This window comes from Nannocystis punicea (genome assembly GCF_026965555.1).
In the GTDB taxonomy this organism is placed as follows: domain Bacteria; phylum Myxococcota_A; class Polyangia; order Nannocystales; family Nannocystaceae; genus Nannocystis; species Nannocystis punicea.
The window spans coordinates 127,590-144,970 of sequence record NZ_CP114040.1 but is presented as its reverse complement, the minus strand read 5'-3'; the positions used below and the strand labels follow the sequence as shown (position 1 = coordinate 144,970).

At 73.2% G+C, this 17,381-nt stretch carries 16 protein-coding genes; 5 read left to right on the top strand and 11 right to left on the bottom strand.

The genetic code is table 11. The features are described 5' to 3' along the window. Window positions 1-256 precede the first annotated feature (256 nt). Both O0S08_RS00525 and O0S08_RS00520 read left to right on the top strand, forming a co-directional pair. On the top strand, window positions 257-1,069 hold the full coding sequence (locus tag O0S08_RS00525) for an AraC family transcriptional regulator (protein ID WP_269036952.1): 813 nt from the start codon (window positions 257-259) through the stop codon (window positions 1,067-1,069). A gap of 179 nt (window positions 1,070-1,248) precedes the next feature. Then, entirely contained in the window at window positions 1,249-2,064 is an 816-nt protein-coding gene (locus O0S08_RS00520) for an SAM-dependent methyltransferase (protein ID WP_269036951.1), read from the top strand. 344 nt (window positions 2,065-2,408) lie between these two features. Here the strand turns inward: O0S08_RS00520 and O0S08_RS00515 are convergent, their stop codons facing one another. From O0S08_RS00515 to O0S08_RS00505, 3 genes are read right to left on the bottom strand one after another with little or no spacing between them, the layout of a single operon-like run. Next, window positions 2,409-2,552 carry a hypothetical protein gene (locus tag O0S08_RS00515; RefSeq protein WP_269036950.1) on the bottom strand — a complete coding sequence of 48 codons (144 nt, stop codon included), beginning with the start codon at window positions 2,550-2,552 and terminating at the stop codon, window positions 2,409-2,411. Between the two features lie 57 nt (window positions 2,553-2,609). Further along, window positions 2,610-2,897, bottom strand: coding sequence for a hypothetical protein (locus O0S08_RS00510; protein ID WP_269036949.1), 288 nt, complete (start codon window positions 2,895-2,897; stop codon window positions 2,610-2,612). Next, window positions 2,894-3,739, bottom strand: coding sequence for a DUF6597 domain-containing transcriptional factor (locus O0S08_RS00505; protein ID WP_269036948.1), 846 nt, complete (start codon window positions 3,737-3,739; stop codon window positions 2,894-2,896). Before O0S08_RS00505 ends, O0S08_RS00510 begins: the two co-directional genes overlap by 4 nt. Window positions 3,740-3,795: 56 nt before the next feature. Between O0S08_RS00505 and O0S08_RS00500 the strand changes: the two genes are divergently transcribed. Next, complete coding sequence (locus O0S08_RS00500; RefSeq protein WP_269036947.1) at window positions 3,796-4,158, top strand: GFA family protein; 363 nt, start codon at window positions 3,796-3,798, stop codon at window positions 4,156-4,158. 379 nt (window positions 4,159-4,537) lie between these two features. Here the strand turns inward: O0S08_RS00500 and O0S08_RS00495 are convergent, their stop codons facing one another. The 3 genes from O0S08_RS00495 to O0S08_RS00485 all read right to left on the bottom strand — a co-directional run bounded on the left by O0S08_RS00495 (window position 4,538) and on the right by O0S08_RS00485 (window position 9,237). Continuing rightward, complete coding sequence (locus O0S08_RS00495; protein ID WP_269036946.1) at window positions 4,538-7,681, bottom strand: carboxypeptidase regulatory-like domain-containing protein; 3,144 nt, start codon at window positions 7,679-7,681, stop codon at window positions 4,538-4,540. A 127-nt stretch (window positions 7,682-7,808) separates the two neighbouring features. Then, window positions 7,809-8,321: a hypothetical protein gene (locus O0S08_RS00490; RefSeq protein ID WP_269036945.1), complete on the bottom strand. Its 513-nt coding sequence runs from the start codon at window positions 8,319-8,321 to the stop codon at window positions 7,809-7,811. A 67-nt stretch (window positions 8,322-8,388) separates the two neighbouring features. Continuing rightward, window positions 8,389-9,237 carry a LysR family transcriptional regulator gene (locus O0S08_RS00485; RefSeq protein ID WP_269036944.1) on the bottom strand — a complete coding sequence of 283 codons (849 nt, stop codon included), beginning with the start codon at window positions 9,235-9,237 and terminating at the stop codon, window positions 8,389-8,391. A gap of 83 nt (window positions 9,238-9,320) precedes the next feature. Here O0S08_RS00485 and O0S08_RS00480 point away from each other — a divergent pair, with 83 nt between their 5' ends. Then, window positions 9,321-10,037: a sulfite exporter TauE/SafE family protein gene (locus O0S08_RS00480; RefSeq protein ID WP_269036943.1), complete on the top strand. Its 717-nt coding sequence runs from the start codon at window positions 9,321-9,323 to the stop codon at window positions 10,035-10,037. Between the two features lie 267 nt (window positions 10,038-10,304). On the opposite strand, the gene O0S08_RS00475 is transcribed toward O0S08_RS00480, so the two are convergent. The 3 genes from O0S08_RS00475 to O0S08_RS00465 form a co-directional block, all read right to left on the bottom strand. Then, window positions 10,305-11,228, bottom strand: a complete 924-nt coding sequence (locus O0S08_RS00475; protein ID WP_269036942.1) for a hypothetical protein — start codon at window positions 11,226-11,228, stop codon at window positions 10,305-10,307. Between the two features lie 59 nt (window positions 11,229-11,287). Continuing rightward, a complete protein-coding gene (locus O0S08_RS00470) occupies window positions 11,288-11,974 on the bottom strand; it encodes a hypothetical protein (RefSeq protein WP_269036941.1) in 687 nt (228 codons plus the stop codon). Between the two features lie 407 nt (window positions 11,975-12,381). Beyond that, window positions 12,382-12,723, bottom strand: a complete 342-nt coding sequence (locus O0S08_RS00465) for a hypothetical protein (protein WP_269036940.1) — start codon at window positions 12,721-12,723, stop codon at window positions 12,382-12,384. A gap of 559 nt (window positions 12,724-13,282) precedes the next feature. Here O0S08_RS00465 and O0S08_RS00460 point away from each other — a divergent pair. After that, window positions 13,283-14,482, top strand: a complete 1,200-nt coding sequence (locus O0S08_RS00460; protein WP_269036939.1) for a DUF4240 domain-containing protein — start codon at window positions 13,283-13,285, stop codon at window positions 14,480-14,482. Window positions 14,483-14,701: 219 nt separating this feature from the next. Here the strand turns inward: O0S08_RS00460 and O0S08_RS00455 are convergent, their stop codons facing one another. Both O0S08_RS00455 and O0S08_RS00450 read right to left on the bottom strand, forming a co-directional pair. Next, window positions 14,702-16,063 carry a sigma-54-dependent transcriptional regulator gene (locus O0S08_RS00455; RefSeq protein WP_269036938.1) on the bottom strand — a complete coding sequence of 454 codons (1,362 nt, stop codon included), beginning with the start codon at window positions 16,061-16,063 and terminating at the stop codon, window positions 14,702-14,704. Continuing rightward, window positions 16,060-16,986, bottom strand: coding sequence for a sensor histidine kinase (locus O0S08_RS00450; protein WP_269036937.1), 927 nt, complete (start codon window positions 16,984-16,986; stop codon window positions 16,060-16,062). The genes O0S08_RS00455 and O0S08_RS00450 overlap by 4 nt, the downstream gene beginning before the upstream one ends. Window positions 16,987-17,381: the final 395 nt, after the last annotated feature.

Genomic DNA, 17,381 nt, shown 5'->3' with positions numbered 1-17,381 from the left:
GGCTTCCTGCGTGCGCAGCCCACCGGTCCTGCCGGTCCATCGAGCCCGGTTCGAAACAGCTCGCAGGACGCGCATCAGGCGATCCCTGACACCGGTCGCCGCCATCGATGAGGAGATGTCCTTTGAAGCAGGTCACGGCGCGAATCATTCGGCGGGCGGCCATCTGCTGCGACACCCATGAGGTCGGACGTCGGAGGGACGATTGGCGTCGACTTGCTCCTCGCGAGGCGGGCGCGAATACTCGCAGTGGAAAAAAATGCCTGCGCAGCTCCACCGTCCTGGGCCACCGCTCGGCGAGTTCGTCGACTGCTTCTGGTCGTGGGATTGCTACACCGCCCCGGCTCCGCGGGAGCGGGCGTTGCCGTCAGGGACGGTCGACATCGTCATCAACCTGCGCGACGACCGGCTCCGCGTATTCGACCGCTCCGACCGCGCCGCGCTGTTCCCGGGGATCATGGTCTCGGGCGCGCACGCCGGCTACTTCGTCATCGACACCGCGCCGTGCGCCGCGGTGATGGGGGTGCACTTCAAGCCCGGCGGCGCCGCGCCGTTCCTCGGGGTCCCCGCGGGCGCGCTCACGGGCGGTCACTTCGCGCTCGCTGCGATCTGGGGCGCGAGCGCGACGACCTTGCGCGAGCGCCTGCTCGAGGCCGCGGGGCCCGACGAACGGTTCCGCCTGCTCGCGCGATTCCTGCTCGCGCGGCTCGCTCGACCGCCGCGGCGGCACCCGGCCGTCGCGTACGCGCTGCGGGCCTTCGACGACCCCGACCTCGGCAGCGTCGCCGAGGTGCTGACGCGCACCGGAGTGTCCGCGAAGCGGCTGCTGGCGCTGTTCCGCGACGAGGTGGGGCTGGCACCCAAGGCGTTCTGGCGGGTCCGGCGGCTGCAAGCGGCGCTGCGGCGGCTCGACGCCGATCGGCCGGCGCGCGGCGCAGATCTGGCCGCCGAGCTCGGGTATTGCGATCAGTCCCACTTCGACCGCGAGTTCCGCGAGCTGACCGGCCTCAGCCCGCGAGCCTACCGCGCCCAGGGCGTCGAGCGTCCGAACCACGTGCCGCTGCGCGGATAGGCCCTCTCGCCGCGACCCACGAATCGCGACCTGAATCAATCGATGAACTCGGCGCTGGCTGCGAGGATCCCTGCGGCCGAGCGGGGGAGCTCGAGCGTCCTCGCGGCGGCGATCGACACCGCGCGAGCGCGGGAAAAAAGATCCAAGACGCGGGGCGATGGCCGGCGCATGTTCGCCGCATGCTCAACTCAGTCGCCACCACCGGCCTCCTTGTCGCTGCCATGCGGGCCGAAGAATCCGCGCGCGCCGACCGACTGTTCGACGACCCGTTCGCGGCCCAGCTCGCCGGGGGCGCCGGCCGGGCCGCGCTCGCCGCCTACCGCTCCGCCAGTCCGCTGTCCCTGCCGATCATCGAGGTCCGCACGCGCTACTACGACGAGGCGCTCGCGCGCGCCTGGGACGCGGGCATTCGTCAGTTCGTGGTCCTCGCCGCCGGCATGGACGCACGCGCGTATCGCCTGTCGTGGCCCGCGGACGCGCGCGTGTTCGAGGTCGATCAGCCGGACGTGCTCGCCGCCAAGGCCGAGCGGCTGGGCGGCGCCCGATCGCGGGCCGCTCGCTTCGCCGTGGGTGCCGACCTCGGCGACGACTGGCCGGCCGCGCTGCTCGCCGCGGACTTCGATCGCTCGCAGCGCACCGCCTGGCTGGTCGAGGGGCTGCTGCAGTACCTCGACGCGAGCGTGGTCGCTGCCCTGTTCGCCCGCGTCGAGCAGCTGTCGGCGCCTGGTTCTCGCCTGCTGTACGACGTGGTCGGCCGCGGGCTGCTCGAGGCGCCCGCGCTCGCGCCGACGCTCCGGATGATGCGCGAGCTGGGCGCGCCGTGGGTCTACGCCACCGACGAGCCGGGGGGCCTGATCGGCGCTCACGGCTGGGACGCGGTCGTCACCGATCCGTCCGTGCTCGCGGCGGAGTGGGGCCGCTGGCCGTTCCCTGCCCTCCCGCCCGACGCGCCGGGCGTGCCGCGCGGGTACCTCGTCGAGGCGAGCAAGCGATAGCGCGACGCGGCGCTGGTGGCCGGGGACGTCGCCGCCCCAAGTTCGAGCGGAGCAGCGACGGGCTGACGAGTGAGAAGACGCCGATGCGAGCGCTGCTATCGGCGGACTCTCAGCACCTCGATCACGGCGATGGCCACACATTCTCGAGGTGCGGCGAATCGCCCCTCGGCGAGTGCCAGGTTTGACGCGGCAAATGTCGGCCCTCGGGTTCAATCGCCACCGAGCGAACATCTCGAGCCATTCCGCGGAAGGCACCACTTCGGGGCCATCCCCGTATATGCTGTATACCATCCGGCCATTCAGCGCACGGCTCGGCTCGCGCAAGCGTCGGACGCGCTCCTCGCTCAGGAGGATCTGGCCCACCTTCGTTCCGTCCCGGCGATCCGGTCCCAGAGGTCGAACTCTATCCCGCCCTGCCACCCGGAGCAGAAGGCTTCCTCGGAGATCTCCGACACCCGTTCGTAGAGTTCTTCTTCGAGGTCCGTCATGCTCAGGGTGTCCTTCGCTCTCGACGCATTCAAGCCCGGGCGGCCCGAAGGGAGCATTCAGCGCAGATAGGCTCCCAGCAGCGCGTTCAGCTCCTCGTCCGTGATCTCGCCGTCTCCGTCGCCGAAGCCGACCCATGCACCGACCGCCGAGACCTCCCGGGCCGGGATCGCAAAAGCTCGGGCCAGGTGCCTCATCACCATGAATCGGCCCTGCCCGGGGTCTGTGACGCCGAGCTCCGCGCGGAGCCATTCGACGAGCGCGACGACGGACGCCCCCTGTCCGGCGCGGGCTCTCAGCGCGTCCTCGATGAAAGCGTCGCGATGCATGCGCTTCTCGCCGTTCACGCGCGGCGCTCGTCGTGGCTTCCTGCGAGCATCGCGGCCTCGGCGGCGCAGCGGGCGGCGTACTCGCTGGGCGCGCTGCCGATGAGCGCCTTGAAGTCGCGGATGAAGTGGGCCTGGTCGAAGTAGCCGAGTTCGGCGGCGAGGGTCGCGCCGTCGAGGACGCGGTCGGCGGCCAGGCGTTCGGCGGCCTCGTGGAGGCGGAAGCAGCGGATGACCCACTTCGGGCCGACGCCGACGTAGCGGCGGAACAGCCGCTGCAGCGAGCGGGCGGGGATCTGCGCCAGCTCGGCGAGCTGTTCGACGCGGGCGATCGCGGGGTGGTCGAGCGCCAGGCGGACCACCTCGAGCACGCGGTCGACGCTCGGGTCCGGCGCCGGCGAGCGCGCGCGCAGGAAGGCCTCGACCAGAGCGACCTGAGCCGCGTCGTCCTCGGCGGCCAGCACCGCCTCGGCGAGCTCGTCCGCGGCCGGGCCGAACACCTCGCCAAGCGGCACGTCGCGGTCGGTCAGCTGGGCCAGCGGCCGCTGCAGGAACGGGAAGAAGGCCCCCGGGCGGAACTTCGTGCCGAACACGCGGCCCTCGCCGCGCAGCTGCACGCCCGAGCGGTGCGTCTCGCAGCCGTGGATCGCCGCGCCGCGGGCGGTGATCGCCAGGTTCACGCACGGGTGCGGCAGCGTCTCCTGCACGTGCGGCGGGCGCCCGCGCAGGTCCCAGCGGACCGTCCAGTGGCGCTCGACCCACCGCGACAGGTCGGCCGCCGGCAGGTGACGCGTCAGCGAGAACTGCCCCCGCGCGGCGTGCGGATGGAGGACCCCTCCCGAGCGCGTGCTGGCGCGGTGCATCGGCGTGTCGCATTTCTACAATACGCGGCGGGGCCGTGTCAGGGCATCCTCACACCATGACCCAAGCCACTCAGCACTCCGGCGGCTGCCACTGCGGCAAGGTCCGCTACGAGGTCAACCTCGACCTCGGCCAGCCCGTCCTCTCCTGCAACTGCAGCATCTGCGGCAAGACCGGCGCCGTCCTGGCGTTCGTGCCCAAGAGCGAGTTCCGCCTGACCGGCGGCGACGACCACCTGACCGACTACCAGTTCGCCAGCAAGCGGATCCATCACCTGTTCTGCGACGCTTGCGGGATCCGCTCGTTCGCCCGCGGCGTCGGCCCCGACGGCACCGAGATGGTCGCCGTCAACGTCCGCTGCCTCGACGACGTCGACGTCGACAAGCTCAGCGTCAACAAGTACGACGGCAAGAGCGCCTGAGCTTCTGGACATGCCCATAAGAGCATGTCCATGACGGCATGATACGAAGGACATGTTCTTGAGGACATGTTCTTCACGAGCCGGTGTCTCGCCGGCCCACCAGCTCGCACGAGCTGGACGGCCCCGGTGAGGGCGCCGCAAGCTTCCAGGACGCGGGCCGCGGCCCCGGCGAGGAGCCGAGCGCGCCGGCACGTGCGGTCGTTCGCGGCCTCTTGCGTCACGCCGCTCGACCTGGCCCGCGCCGCCCGTCACTGCGCATGAAGACCCGGCTCGGGCGGCCGCGCTGCGGCCTCGAGCGTGACCGTCTCGCTAGCGCGCCGGCACGTGCTGTATTCGCGGCCTCTTGCGTCACGCCGCTCGGCCTGGCCCGCGCCGCCCGTCACTGCGTATGAAGACCCGGCTCGGGCGGCCGCGCTGCGGCCTCGAGCGTGACCGTCTCGCGGCCGCCGGCGCGGGCCAGCTCGAGCGCCACGCTCTGGCCGCGGCGGACGCTGGCGGGCGCCAGCATGCGCGCGGCGTTCTCCGAGTTGGTCGCGGAGACGGCCAGGCCGTCGACGCCGACGACCTCGTCGCCGGGCTGCACCCCGGCCCGGTCGGCCGGCCCGTCGATCGTGACCGCCTCGATCCACAGCCGCTTCGGCGCCCGCGGATCTTCCTTCTCCTTCAACGGCTCCGGCTGCTCGCCGAGCGGCCGCGGCCGGCTCGCCTCGGTGGCCAGACGGGTGCGCAGGCCGAGGTCGCCGCGCTCGGCCCTGGCGATCTTGCCGGCAGCGACGCCGTAGATCGTGCCGAGGTCGGCCTCGACGCCGGCCGCCACCGAGTAGTCGGCGCGGGCGATGATGCCGACGTCGGACAGGTCGCCGTCGACGAAGTGCAGCTCGCCGGCGCCGGGGCTGACGCTGGCGAGCTCGAAGCGGCCGCTCGCGTCGGTGCGCGGGCCCTTGCCGAACAGGCTGCCGATCAGGCCGCCGGTCCGCTCGCCCTTGCCGAAAGTCATCACCGACATGCCAGCCAGCGGCTGGCCGCTGCGCGAGTCGAGCAGGACGCCGCGCAGCCTGGCCCACGGCTGCAGGTCGAGGGTGACCGCCGCGCGCTCGCCCGGCTTCAGCTCGAGCGGGTGCTCGACGCGGCCGGCGTCGGCCACCGCGATCAGCTCGTACTCGCCGGGCTCGAGGTGGTCGAGGCGCCGGCCGCCAGTCGCGCTGTCGACGGTCTCGCGGTCGTTGCTGGTGACCCCGCCCTGCTTCTTGTGGGTGAGGTGCAGCTCCCAGCGCGGCACCGGCTTGCCGCCCGCCAGCGCGGTGACCGTCAGCTCGGCGAGCGGGACCACCTGCAGTCGCACGTCTGTCCCCGGGGACAGGCCGGACACCTCGACACGCGCGCTGCCGCGGAGGGCCTCGGCGCGCAGGGTGTAGGTCCGACGCGCGAGGCCGGTGAACTCGAAGCGACCGTCCTCGCCCGACAGCACCGGCTCGCCGCGCCCGAAGAACGCGGCCCTTGCCCCCGCGCCGGGCTCCTTCGGCGCCTCGGGCACGAGCCCGACCTTCTCGCCCGACTTGGCGGCCTCGGGCCGGTGGAACGGGCTCTCGGCCGGGTCGCGCTGCTCCGGCGTGGCGGTGATCCACGCGTCGGGCGTGGGCGCGCCGTCGGGGTCGAGCACCACCCCGCGCAGCACCCCGTCGCGCACCTCGACCACCAGGTCGACGCCGGGCGTGACGACCGCCGCGGCGACGGTCTTTCGCGCCGGTTCGTACGACCTGTCCGCAGGGACATCCCAGCGGATCACATTGCCCGCACGGTCGAGCACCCGCACCTCGTACTCGCCGCCGTCGAGGCCGCGCGCCGCGTAGGTGCCGTCCTCGGCGATCGGGTAGCGGTCGCGGCGGTCGGCGTCGAACGTCACCGCGGCCGCGCCGTCGCGCTTCGGCGCCACCGGCAGCAGCTGCACGCTGCCGCCCTTGACCGGCGCGCCGCGGGCGTCGACCACCCGGCCGGTGACCGTCGCCCGCGGCTCGAGCACCACCACCGCGCCGCGCAGCCCCTCGGCGCCGACCTCGACGTCGACCTGCCCGCGGCTGCCGTCGGGCGCCTCGGCGACCACGCGCAGCTTGCCCGGCTTGACCGGCCGCAGCGTGAACTCGCCGCCGGCGTCGGCCCGGCTGCGGACCAGGACGTTGCCGAGGTTGGCGAGGAACGACAGGAAGCCCGCCTCTTCGTCGGCGAGGGTGAGCGACACCGCCGCCATCGCCGGCGGCTCGACCCGCCCGCGCACCTCGACCCCGCGGTCGAGCTCGACCAGCACCCCGCTGACGTCGGCGTCAACCACGGTCACGCTCGGGCCGCCGAGGATCTCCGGCAGCGCCTGCTCGGCCACCGAGCCGAGCATGTACGTGCCGGGCCGTACGCCGAGCACCTCGAAGTAACCGTCGACCGCGCTCGGCCCGGTCGCCGGGCGCAGCGCGAACGGGTCCAGCGACAGGGCGCCGACCATGACCCCGTCGAGGGCCTTGCGCGGGTCGTCTCTGGGCGCGACGAAGCCGGAGATCTTGAACGCCCGCTCGACGCGGATCTCGACGCCTGTGAGCGACTCGCCGATCCCCAGCTCGACCTTCGCCGGCTCGCGCGAGGCGTGCCCGGCCGCGGCCGCCCACAGGCTGTGCGCGCCCGAGGCCAGGCCGCCGAGGCGGAACCGGCCGCGCTCGTCGCTGACCGCCGAGGCGCCGCCGAAGCCGCCGAACTCGCCGACGCTGACGACCGCACCCGTGACCGGCGCGTCGCCGGGGTCGCCGCGCACCGTGCCCTCGACCGAGGCCGCCGGCACCAGCCGCAGGTCGACCGAGCGCGGGCCGCCGGCCACGTCGACGGCCTCGCTGTCGCCGGTGTAGTCGGCGTGCCAGGCCGCGACCTGATACAGGCCGTCGGCGACCTGCACCTCGAACCGGCCCTCGGCGTCGCTGACCGCCGGGAACGAGGCGCGGCTGAACTGGATCACGTTGCCCTCGCCCTGGCGGTCGACGCTGACGATCGCGCCCTCGACCGGCCCGCCGCCGATGTCGCTCACGGTGCCGCGCAGCGCGTGACCCCCGGGCACCAGCGCGGCGTCGAGGCCGGCGTGAGCGTTGCCTGATTGAAGGGACAGGTCTTTGCGGACATATGGTAAATATCCGGCCGCCGCGGCGCTGAGGATGTAGTGGCCCGGCCGCACCAGCGGCACCGACCAGTCGCCCGAGGCGTCGGTGCGCGCGGTGATCGGCGCGCCCGAATCGCCGAACCCCACCGGCGCGCCGAGGCCCTTGGGTCGCAGCATCACCACCGCGCCGGCGATGCCCCGCCCGTTCGCCGCGTCGACGACCCGCCCCGCGGCCGAGCAAGGCGAGATGTCGACCTCGCCGCGCGCCCGCGCCTCCGTCCGCTCCCGCGCGATCTCGGCCGCCCGCGCCGCCCGATCGGGCCGCTCCTCCGCGAGCGCCTCCGCGGGCCCCGGCCGCTCGAGCAACCACCACGCGGCGATCGCCAGCAGCACCAGCGCGACCGCGACGCCTATTAAAAACCTGCGCGACACGAGGCCAGTCTCGACCAGCCGAGCCCGGCGCGCAAGCCTGCATCACATGCCTCTCGAGACATGCCCTTCGGGACATTCTCGACTCGGCTCACGAGGGCGATTGCTCGGCTCGGACCAGGTGTTCGAGGATCCGGCCGACCGCCGTCCACCCGTCCCCGTTCTCGAGCTGGCGCACGAGCTCCGCAGGCAACCCGAGCTGCGGGCGGACGACCACCGTGCGTGCGCCCTCCCAACCAGTCGGCGACAGCAAGTCGATCTCCTGCTCGCCCCACCGGAACGTCAACTCGTCGGTCCCTTCGGCGCCGGCCGGCGGGACGTGGATCATGAACGAGTTCACCGCCTCGACGATCATGGGCCAGTAGTGTTTGAACAGGGCACCCGCCAGGAACCCCCCGACGCCCGCCAGGCTCCGCAGCACGAGCTCCCGCCCGAACTTGGCGGCCGCGCCGGGTTCTCGCGGCCTGGCCTGCTGCAACGCCGCGATGCAGAGCCGTTGGAGGTGAACTTCGCAGAACATCTGCTCCTTCACCCGGTTGCGATCGCAGCGGGCGCCGATCTCGTTGAAATTCTCGCAGACGCGATCCCACTGACACTTCAGCATCTCGAGCGCGCGTCTAACACGACGCCACGCGGCTGCCCAGCGCAGGTCCCACGCGCAGCGAGCGAGCTCAGCTCGCGCGGCGGACGGGCGGGCGGTCGGGCGGGTGCGCCAGCAGCAGCTCGCGCAGGCGGGCGGCGGCGGGCGGCAGGCGGTCGATGCCGCGGTGGACGAGGTGGAGCGGGCGGGCGATCGGGGTCCGCGGGTCGGGCACCTCGACGAGGCGGCCCTGAGACAGGTCGTGACGGGCGGAGGCGCGGCTGATCAACGCGACGCCGATGCCGGCGCGCACGTTGCCCTTGACCGAGGCGATGCTGCCGAGCTCCATCACGATCTCCGCGCCCGGGAAGTGGCGCTCGAGCAGCTCGCGCGAGGTGGTCCCGCGGGCGAAGGTGACGAACGGGGCGTGCGACGGATCGGGCAAGTCGGGGGCGGCGACGAGGATCATCTCGTCGACGAACCACGGCTCGCCACGGTCGGTGGTGATGACGCCGAGGTCGAGGTCGCCGCGGTGCAGCGCGTCGAGCACCTCGTCGGTGTTGGCCTCGCGCAGCAAGAACCGCACGCCCGGGTGCTCCGCCCGGTACAGGGCCAGAGTCGCCGGCAGCAGGTACGTGCACGCGGTCGCCCCCGCGCCGACCCGCACCTCGCCCGCGTGCAGGCCTTCGATCTCCGCCACCGCCCGCTTCGCGTCGTCGAGCGCCGCCAGCACCGCCCCCGCCCGCGACACCAGCGCCGCCCCGGCCGCGGTCGGCGTCGCCCCGCCCGGCCCGCGGTCGAGCAGCCGGGCCCCGAAGGCCCCCTCGAGCCGCTGGATCGAGGCAGTGAGCGCCGGCTGAGACAAATGTGCCCGCCGCGCCGCCTCGGTGAAGGTGCCGAGCTCGACGATGAGCAGGAAGTGACGGAGCTCGTCGATCATCAGGAATCTTTATAGCAGCCTTCCGAAGATTCGATTTTGAAGATGGTGGTCTGGGCACTACACCAGGCCCAGGAGGTCGCTTCGTGGAGATCGGGTTGCTGCTGTTGCTGGGATGGGTCGCGGGTTGGCTGACGACCGTCGCCGGTCTCGGCGGCGGAGTTTTTTTGATCCTCGCGCTGTCGCTGCGGATGAGCCCGGCGGAGGCCCTGGCGCTGTCGTCGCCGGCGCTGCTGGTCGGCAACCTGCACCGCTGGGCCGTCGGGCGCGACGAGGTCGACCGGCGGATCGCCTGGCCGTTCGCGCTGGGCGCGCTGCCGGGCAGCGCTCTCGGCGGCCTGCTGGTGGTGGCCATGCCGACCGCCGTGCTGCAGCTCCTGCTGGTGCTCACGAGCGCGCTCGCCCTGGCCCGCGCGCTCGGCTGGTGGCTGCCGCGCCCGCCGCCCGCGGCCGCGCTGGTGCCCGCGGGCGCGGCGATCGGGGCGATGGCGGCGACCACGGGCAGCGCCGGCCTGGCCATCGGCGCCATCCTGCAGTCGGCCGGGCTCTCCGGCGCGGCCTACGTCGCCACCGCGGCCGCCACCGCGGTCGCCATGCACGTCGGCCGGATCGCCGCCTACGGGTTCGGCGGCCTCGTCACCGGCGAGACCGCCCTGCTCTCCGCCGCGCTGGCGCTGGCGATCCTCGCCGGCAACCTCGCCGGCGGCCGCGTCCGCAAGCGCCTGTCCGCGCCCGCCTGCAGCCGCATCGAGCTCGGGGTGCTGTTCGCCTGCGTCGCCCTCGCGCTCGCGGGGCTGGCGTAAGCGCGAACTCTCGCGGGCTGGCGAGTCACGCGCTCGCTCGCAGGTCGTCGACGATTCGCGGCCCGCGGCGAGTCGCGGCTCTGCCCTCCGTCGATCTCGAGCCGGCCCTGGCCATCCACGCGAGCAGCACCGCCCTCGCCATGCTCGATCGCTCTCGCGCTGCGCCTCTCATTCTCGCCACTCGCGCTCCACCTCGGAGCTGGACGCGTCGCATTCTACGGACATGGCCATTAAAACATGCTCGATCGGCCAGCCGACGAACAGGCCTCAGTCCGGCTGAAAGCGCAGCGGCCCGTCGCCCCGCGCCCTGGCGCGCAGGAACAGGCGGGCCAGCTCGAGGTGGCGCTGGTACGCGTCGCTCGCGGTGCGCCCGCGCGTGGCGCCGTGGAAGCCGCGGGTCTGCGTCTCGACGCGGAAGGCCGGGCGAGCCGGGCGCAGCACCTGACCGCTGTCGACCCCGAGGCTGACGATCGCCCGCGGCGGCTGCACCGCGACGATCACCCCGAGCGCGCGGCGAAAGTTGGCCGCGGTGGTATCGGTGTCGAAGTAGCGACCCGCCAGCGCGGCGGCGGCGGTGGCCGCGAGCGGCAGCACCGCGGTGGCCAGCACCAGCTTCCGACCTTCGCCGGCGTAGCGGTGCAGCGTGGCCGCGCCGAGCGGCTCGCGCTCCACCAGAGTCAGGCCCGCGACGGCCAGGCGCGCGGTCGCGTCGAGGTGGTCGGCGTCGCCGACGAACGCCGCGGTCGGGTTGTCGATCACCCCGGCGAACGGCCCGAACGCGGTGAGCACGACCGTCGCACCGTCTGTCCCTTCGGACAGCTCACGCACCGCCGTGGCGACCACCCGCGCGCACTGTTGCAGGTTGTCGGCCCGCGAGAGCAGGTGCGTCGCCGCGACCGCGGCCGCGCCGGTGCTGCGGTCGGGCGGGACGTGGATGAAGCCGCTCAGCACGCCGGCGAACGCCGGCTCGCCGGCCAGCGCGATCAGGTTGGCCAGTTGGTCGGCGCAGTAGAAGGTGCCCGGGTCGACGCCGAGCTGCACGTCGGCCTCGGCGCCGGAGACGGCGACCGCGACCGCCCGCAGCAGGTCGCGCCGGCCGACGTAGCGGTCGCCGCTGCGGATCGCGTGGTCGGCGACGCCGGCCGCCGCCTGCGGGACGTAGTCGCGGCCGTAGTCGTCGAGGTCGTCCATGCCGCGCCGAGGTTAGCACGCCCGCCCCGACCGCGGCGCGAGCGCGCGAGCGCGGAGCGTCAGCGGGTCTGGAAGTAGAAGCGATAGGCGCCGTTGTCGTGCAGCATCCCGCAGCTGCCGGTGTCGCTGCCGGCCGGGGTGCCGACCAGAGTCAGCTCGCGGATCGAGTTGAAGCCGAACTGGTAGCTGTTGTTGGCCCGGTTGAAGGCGCCCTGGTAGAACTGGGTGTTGCTGCCGAGCTTGAAGGCGTAGAAGCGGTAATCGGCGCCGTCGTGCAGCATGGCCCAGCGCGACCAGTCGGTGTCGGCGGGGAACTCGAGCACGGGGATCTGCGGGATCGAGTTGTGACCGAAGCGATAGACGTTGGTGCCCTGCACCCACGCGGCCTGGTACAGCGTCTGGCGGTGGCCGAGCCGGCGCATGTACAGCCGGTAGTCGAGGCCGTCGTGCAGCATCGAGAAGCTGCTGGCGTCGACGTCGGCCGGGAAGCCCTCGAGGCGCAGCTCGGGGATCGCATTGTGGCCGAAGGCGTAGCTCGTGCCGTTGAAGCTGAACTGGTAGATCGCGTCGCGGCTGGAGCCCTTGAAGCAGTACAGGCGATAGGCCGCGTTGTCGTGCAGCATGGACCAGCGGGCCAGGTTGGCGTCGGCCGGCGCCCCCGTGATCGTGATGTTGGGGATCGAGTTGTACCCGAACTGATAATTGGTGGAGCCCGCGACGTACGCGAATTGGTTGAGAGACGGCATCGAACGATTCCTTTCCCGCCGCGCCTGTGCGGCGGCTCGGATGCTTCCAAACGCCAATGCCGCGATCAACGGGAGTTATCGCCCCGCGCGCCGCTGCCCGCGGGCTCGGTCGAATCACCTCGTCCTCGCCGGGACGGAGTACGAACGACGAATGGAGCGATCATGCGATTCGCCGCGACCGACGCGAAACGGCGTGGCCACGAATCGCGCCTCCCGTCGACCGCGTGAGCGAGCGTCGTTCACTCGCTTTCGGCTGGCGTGGCTCGCCGACCTCACGCGCCGGTCGCCCGAACCCGTGGCTCCCATCATGGCCGGGACGCGGCGGAACGAGCCTCCCCGCGCCCCTTCAGCGGCCGCGAGCCGACGTGGCTCTCGCTCGGCGGCGCACAGCCGCCGACGTCAGCGCCTCATTCGTCGAACGCGCCGCCGAGGCACGACCGATCGAGGTATTGCGAGAAGGCTGTCTTGCAGAAGTCCACTGCCTTCAAATAACAGTCGGCCCGCGCGGCGTCCCAATCCGTCTCCGCCGAGATGTCGAGGGGATTCTCGTCGGCCACGTAAAACTGGGTGGCCTCGGTGCAGCGCGCGAGGCAATACCACGGGCCGGCGAAGTGCGGGTCGGCGCACCAACCTCCCTGCACGCGCAGCTCGCCGGAGAGATCCGGGCCGCCGCCTGGCGCGGGCGTCACCACCGCCGGCGCGGCGAGCAACATCGTCTGGGTGTAAAGCAGCGCGACGAACATCGACATGGCACTCCTCGATTCGTCGCAAAGTTTGGTTCGCCAGCCGTCGCTGTCGAGCAGGCTGCTCTGAAATCGCCGGCCGGGCGGCGCAGCGCGAGCGGGCGACCGAACGGCGGAGCGCCTCGCCGCCGCGGCCGCCGGTGGATCGATCTGGGGAGCGGGCTGCCGGTCCGCGCGTCGTCACGGCCGGCCGCCCGCGCGGCAGAGTCGACCCGGGCGGTGGCAGCTCGCCGATTCACCCGTCGTCGCGGCCGACCGCCCCGCTCGGTGATTCGACCCGCTGCCGGCTCGCTCGTCCGCGCCGTGGCCCGCTCGACCGCGACCTCGGCGGCGGGCGGCTCGCAGGTTCACCCGTCCTCGCGGCCGAAAGGTGAGCGGCCGTCGAGGCGACCTGGCCGATCGTGCCGGTCATCGCGATCGGTGACGTGCTGCCCGAAGCTCGCGAGCGCCACGTCGGAGCGGATTGAAGGCTCCTGGTCGAGCATTGCTCGCCGGCCCATGGGCGAATCCGCGCAACACGCGCCGGGCCTTGTCTCGCCGCCTGTACCGGGCTACCCCAGCGGCCGTGGATCGGACACGCTTCTGGGACTTGATCGACGCGGCCCGCAGCGATGCCGGCACGCGCAGGACCGCCGCCGCGCTCATCGACCTGCTCGCCGCCCTGCCCGTCGACGACATCGTCGCGTTCGACGCCTGGTACTGGGCCTACCAGTGGGCCGCCCACCGCCGCGAGCTGTGGGCCGCCGCGTACACGATCATGGGCGGCTGCTCGGACGACGGCTTCGACTATTTCCGCGGCTGGCTGATCGGACAGGGCGAGCGTGTCTACATGGCCGCGATCCACGACCCCGACTCGCTCGCCGATCACCCCTTGAAAGAGCCCCCGAGCTGCGAAGCGATGCTCGGCGCCGCCTTCGTCGCCCACAGGCGCTCGCAGGGCCGCGAGCTCGAGGCCGGCTCGCCTCGCGTCGAGATCGACGGCCTGTCGACCTGGCCCGCCGATCGCCTGAAGGGCGCCGCGTTCACCCCCGAGCTGCTGCGCGAGCACCTGCCGCGCCTGTACGCCCGCTTCTGGGACGACGGCGAGCCCGAACAGGAGGACGACGCCGACGACCCTGGCGCTCCACCGCTCGCGCGCGGCGCCGTCAACAAGCCCGAGTTCGTCTCGGCGATCGGCCCGTTCGCCGCCGGCTCCGCCTTCCCGCTCGCCTTCCCCGAGCTCGGCCGCGACCTGCTCGTCTCCTGCCAGCACCTGTTCGGCCCCGCCGGCGGCCTCTCGAAGGACGTCCCCGGCGAGCTCATGGATCGCTTCGTCGAATCGGTGAACCTGACCGATCCCTTCGACGGCGCGCCCACAGGCGCTGCCGGCCGATCGCTGTCGATCCCCGGCGCCAACGGCGACGACCCGACGCACGACCTCTCCGCCTTCGCGCTGCCCGACGGCCACGCGCTGCCGCTCCTTCGCCTGTCCGCCCGCAACCCGAGCGCCGGCGACGTCGTGTTCCTCGCCGGTTCGGTCCGGGCCGGCGCCCCGCGGACGAAGCGGCTGCATCGCGCGATCAAGGTCGCCGACACCCGTGGCCTCGGGATGGTCGCCTTCGATCGCCCCGACCTCGCCCTCGGCGGCACCAGCGGCGCCCCGCTGCTGTCCGAGCAGGGCGAGGTCGTCGGCCTGCTGGTCCGCTTCATCCCCGGCAAGACCACCTACGGCGAGCTGCTGCAGGCCGAGCAGATCCGCGAGCTCCTGCGAGCGATCGCCGGCTGAGCGCACCGCTCGCAGGTCACTCGTCCTCGAGCCCGAACTTTTTAATGAGGCACGACCCCCCACGGCGAGCTGCTGCACGCCGAGCTGCTCCGCGAGCGGTCGCCGGCCGAGCGCACCGCTCGCAGGTCACTCGTCCTCGAGCCCGAACTTTTTAATGAGGCACGACCACCTACGGCGAGCTGCTGCGAGCGGTCGCCGGCCGAGCGCACCGCTCGCAGGTCACTCGTCCTCGAGCCCGAACTTTTTGATGAGGCGATACAGCGTGGTCCGTTCGACCCCGAGCTCGGCGGCGGCGTCGTTGCGGCGGCCCTGCGCGCGCGCCAGGGCCAGGCGGATCCGCCGGGCCGCGGCGCGGTCGAGGTGGACCTGCAGCGGCAGCGCGTCGTCCGGGTCGGCGCTCGCCGGCGCCGGCGCGGTCGCCTCGAGCAGCAGGTCGTCGCGAGTGATGATCTCGCTGCGCGCGAGCACGGCGGCCCGCTCGACCAGGTTCTCGAGCTCGCGCACGTTGCCGGGCCATGGATGTCCCTTGAGCCAGGTCTCGACGGTGGGGTGGAAGCCGACGAACTCGCGCCCGAGCTCGGCGGCGAAGCGGGCCAGGAAGTGATTGGCGAGCGGCAGGACGTCCTCCGGGCGCTCGCGCAGCGGCGGCAGGCGGATCGGGATCACCGCCAGGCGGAAGTACAGGTCCTCGCGGAAGCGGCCGGCGGCGCACTCGGCTCGCAGGTCGCGGTTGGTGGCGGCGACGATCCGGACGTCGACCGGCCTGGCCTTGGTGCCGCCGACCGGCAGCACCTCGCGCGTCTGCAGGGCCCGCAGCAGCTTGGCCTGGAAGTCGAGGTCGACCTCGCCGATCTCGTCGAGGAACAGGGTGCCGCCGCCGGCCCGCTCGAACACGCCGGCGCGCGCCCCGGCGGCCCCGGTGTAGGCGCCGCGCTCGTGGCCGAACAGCTCGCTCTCCAGCACGCCGGCGGCGAAGGCCTTGCAGTTGACTGCGACGAACGGGCCGAGCGCGCGATCGCTGTGGTCGTGGATCGTGCGCGCCACGAGCTCCTTGCCGGTGCCGCTCTCGCCGGTGACCAGCGCGGTGGCGCGGCTGCGGGCGGCGCGTGCGGCGAGGTCGAGGACCTCGCGCATGGCCGGGCTGTGGGTGATGATGTCGGGCGAGCCGGTCCGCTGCAGGGCCGCGCGCAGGCGCCGGTTCTCGCGGGTGAGCGCGCGGACCTGCAGCGCGCGGTGGACCAGGGCGCGGCAGGCGTCGTTGTCGAACGGCTTCTCGACGAAGTCGAACGCGCCGTCGCGGATCGCCGCCACCGCGGTCGGCACGCTGGCGTGGGCGGTGACGAGGACCACCGGCATGTCCGGAGAGACAGCTCGCGCGCGCCGCAGCAGCTCGCGGCCGTCGACGCCGGGCATCATCAGGTCGGTGAGCAGGAGGTCGTACGACTGCTCGGCGAGGGCGCGCAGGAACGCCTCGGCGCCGGCGAACACGTCGACCTTGTGACCGTCGCGGCGCAGCAGCATGGCGAGGATCTCGGCCATGCGCGGCTCGTCGTCGACGACCGCGATCTGTGCGGCGCTCATGCGGCCTCCGGCAGGCGCACGCAGAAGCAGGCGCCGCGGCCGTCGGGGCCGAGGCCGCCGCCCGGGATCAGCTCGAGCGCGCCGCCGTGGGCCTCGGCGATCCGCGCGGCGGTGGCGAGGCCGAGGCCCGTGCCGGTCTTCTTGGTGGTGAAGAACGGCTCGAACATCCGCGCCGCGTGCTCGGGGGCCACGCCCGGGCCGTCGTCGCGCACCAGCAGCTCGACCGCCTCGCCGCGCCGGCGCACCCGCAGCTCGATGCGCCCGCCGTCGCCGATCGCCTGGGCGGCGTTCAGCGCCAGCCCGTAGACCAGCTGCGCCAGCAGGTCGGGGTCGCCGCGCAGCGCCGGGCCGTCGCTCTCGGCGGCGTCGAGCCGCCCGCGCTTCGGTCGCAGGGCCTCGCGCACCAGCGGCTCGACCGCGGTGACGAGCCCCGCCAGCTCGACCTCCTCGCGCCGCGGCGCCAGCGGCCGGGCGTAGTCGAGCAGCGCCGTGACGACCGCGTTGAGCCGGTCGACCTCCTCGACGATGAAGCGCGCGGCCTGGTGGTTGTCTGTCCCTTCGGGCATGTCCTCGAGGACAAGCGCGGCCGAGGAGCGGATCACGCCGAGCGGATTGCGGACCTCGTGGGCGACGCCGGCCGCGAGGCGACCGATCGCCGCCAGCTTCTCGCTGTGGGCCGCCCGCCGGTGGCTGGCCGCGAGCGCCGCGGCGCTGGCCCTGAGCCGGTCGCGCGTCTCGAGCAGGAGGCCGATCGCGTAGCCGAAGCCGGCGAAGGTGACGGCGAAGAAGCCGACCACGAACGCCGAGACGTCGACCCCGGCCAGCCGCAGCAGGAGGAAGTCGAACAGACCGGCGCCGAACCCGAGGACTGCGCCGAACCAGGCGCGGCGCGTGGACGGTGGCGAGGTCGGCGCTGAGGACACTGGGTCGTCTCCGGTCGGGGCGAGCGCGAGGGCGCGGAGACGACTATAGGCGAGACGCGGTCGCAGGGTCACGACCTCGCTCGAGCACGCGGCGTGCCAGCGACGAGCGCCGTCGCCGCGTGCCCGCCCGAGAGCACAGAGGCCGGTTCGGCGCGACGACGCGAGCGCGCGGCCGTCGTGCAGGTCGGCCCGTGAAGCCCCGGCGAACGCCGCCTCTCGCCCGGTGCGCCGCCGATCCGCTGCAGACGAGCCGCTCGCCGGGCCGCGCGAGCAGGACGCGGAGCTCGCGGGTGTAGCGGCTCGCGCGATGCGTGCGTCGCTCGCCGAGGATGCGCCGCCGCAACGCGTGTTGCAGACCTGCAACGTCACCCGCGCCCCATCGCCGCCGGAGCCCC

Bases quoted from the DNA above. Each gene is read 5' to 3' on its own strand.
- O0S08_RS00525 (WP_269036952.1), top strand. From the start codon at position 257: ATGCCTGCGCAGCTCCACCGTCCTGGGCCACCGCTCGGCGAGTTCGTC.
- O0S08_RS00520 (WP_269036951.1), top strand. From the start codon at position 1,249: ATGCTCAACTCAGTCGCCACCACCGGCCTCCTTGTCGCTGCCATGCGG.
- O0S08_RS00515 (WP_269036950.1), bottom strand. From the start codon at position 2,552: ATGACGGACCTCGAAGAAGAACTCTACGAACGGGTGTCGGAGATCTCC.
- O0S08_RS00505 (WP_269036948.1), bottom strand. From the start codon at position 3,739: ATGCACCGCGCCAGCACGCGCTCGGGAGGGGTCCTCCATCCGCACGCC.
- O0S08_RS00500 (WP_269036947.1), top strand. From the start codon at position 3,796: ATGACCCAAGCCACTCAGCACTCCGGCGGCTGCCACTGCGGCAAGGTC.
- O0S08_RS00490 (WP_269036945.1), bottom strand. From the start codon at position 8,321: ATGCTGAAGTGTCAGTGGGATCGCGTCTGCGAGAATTTCAACGAGATC.
- O0S08_RS00485 (WP_269036944.1), bottom strand. From the start codon at position 9,237: ATGATCGACGAGCTCCGTCACTTCCTGCTCATCGTCGAGCTCGGCACC.
- O0S08_RS00475 (WP_269036942.1), bottom strand. From the start codon at position 11,228: ATGGACGACCTCGACGACTACGGCCGCGACTACGTCCCGCAGGCGGCG.
- O0S08_RS00470 (WP_269036941.1), bottom strand. From the start codon at position 11,974: ATGCCGTCTCTCAACCAATTCGCGTACGTCGCGGGCTCCACCAATTAT.
- O0S08_RS00465 (WP_269036940.1), bottom strand. From the start codon at position 12,723: ATGTCGATGTTCGTCGCGCTGCTTTACACCCAGACGATGTTGCTCGCC.
- O0S08_RS00455 (WP_269036938.1), bottom strand. From the start codon at position 16,063: ATGAGCGCCGCACAGATCGCGGTCGTCGACGACGAGCCGCGCATGGCC.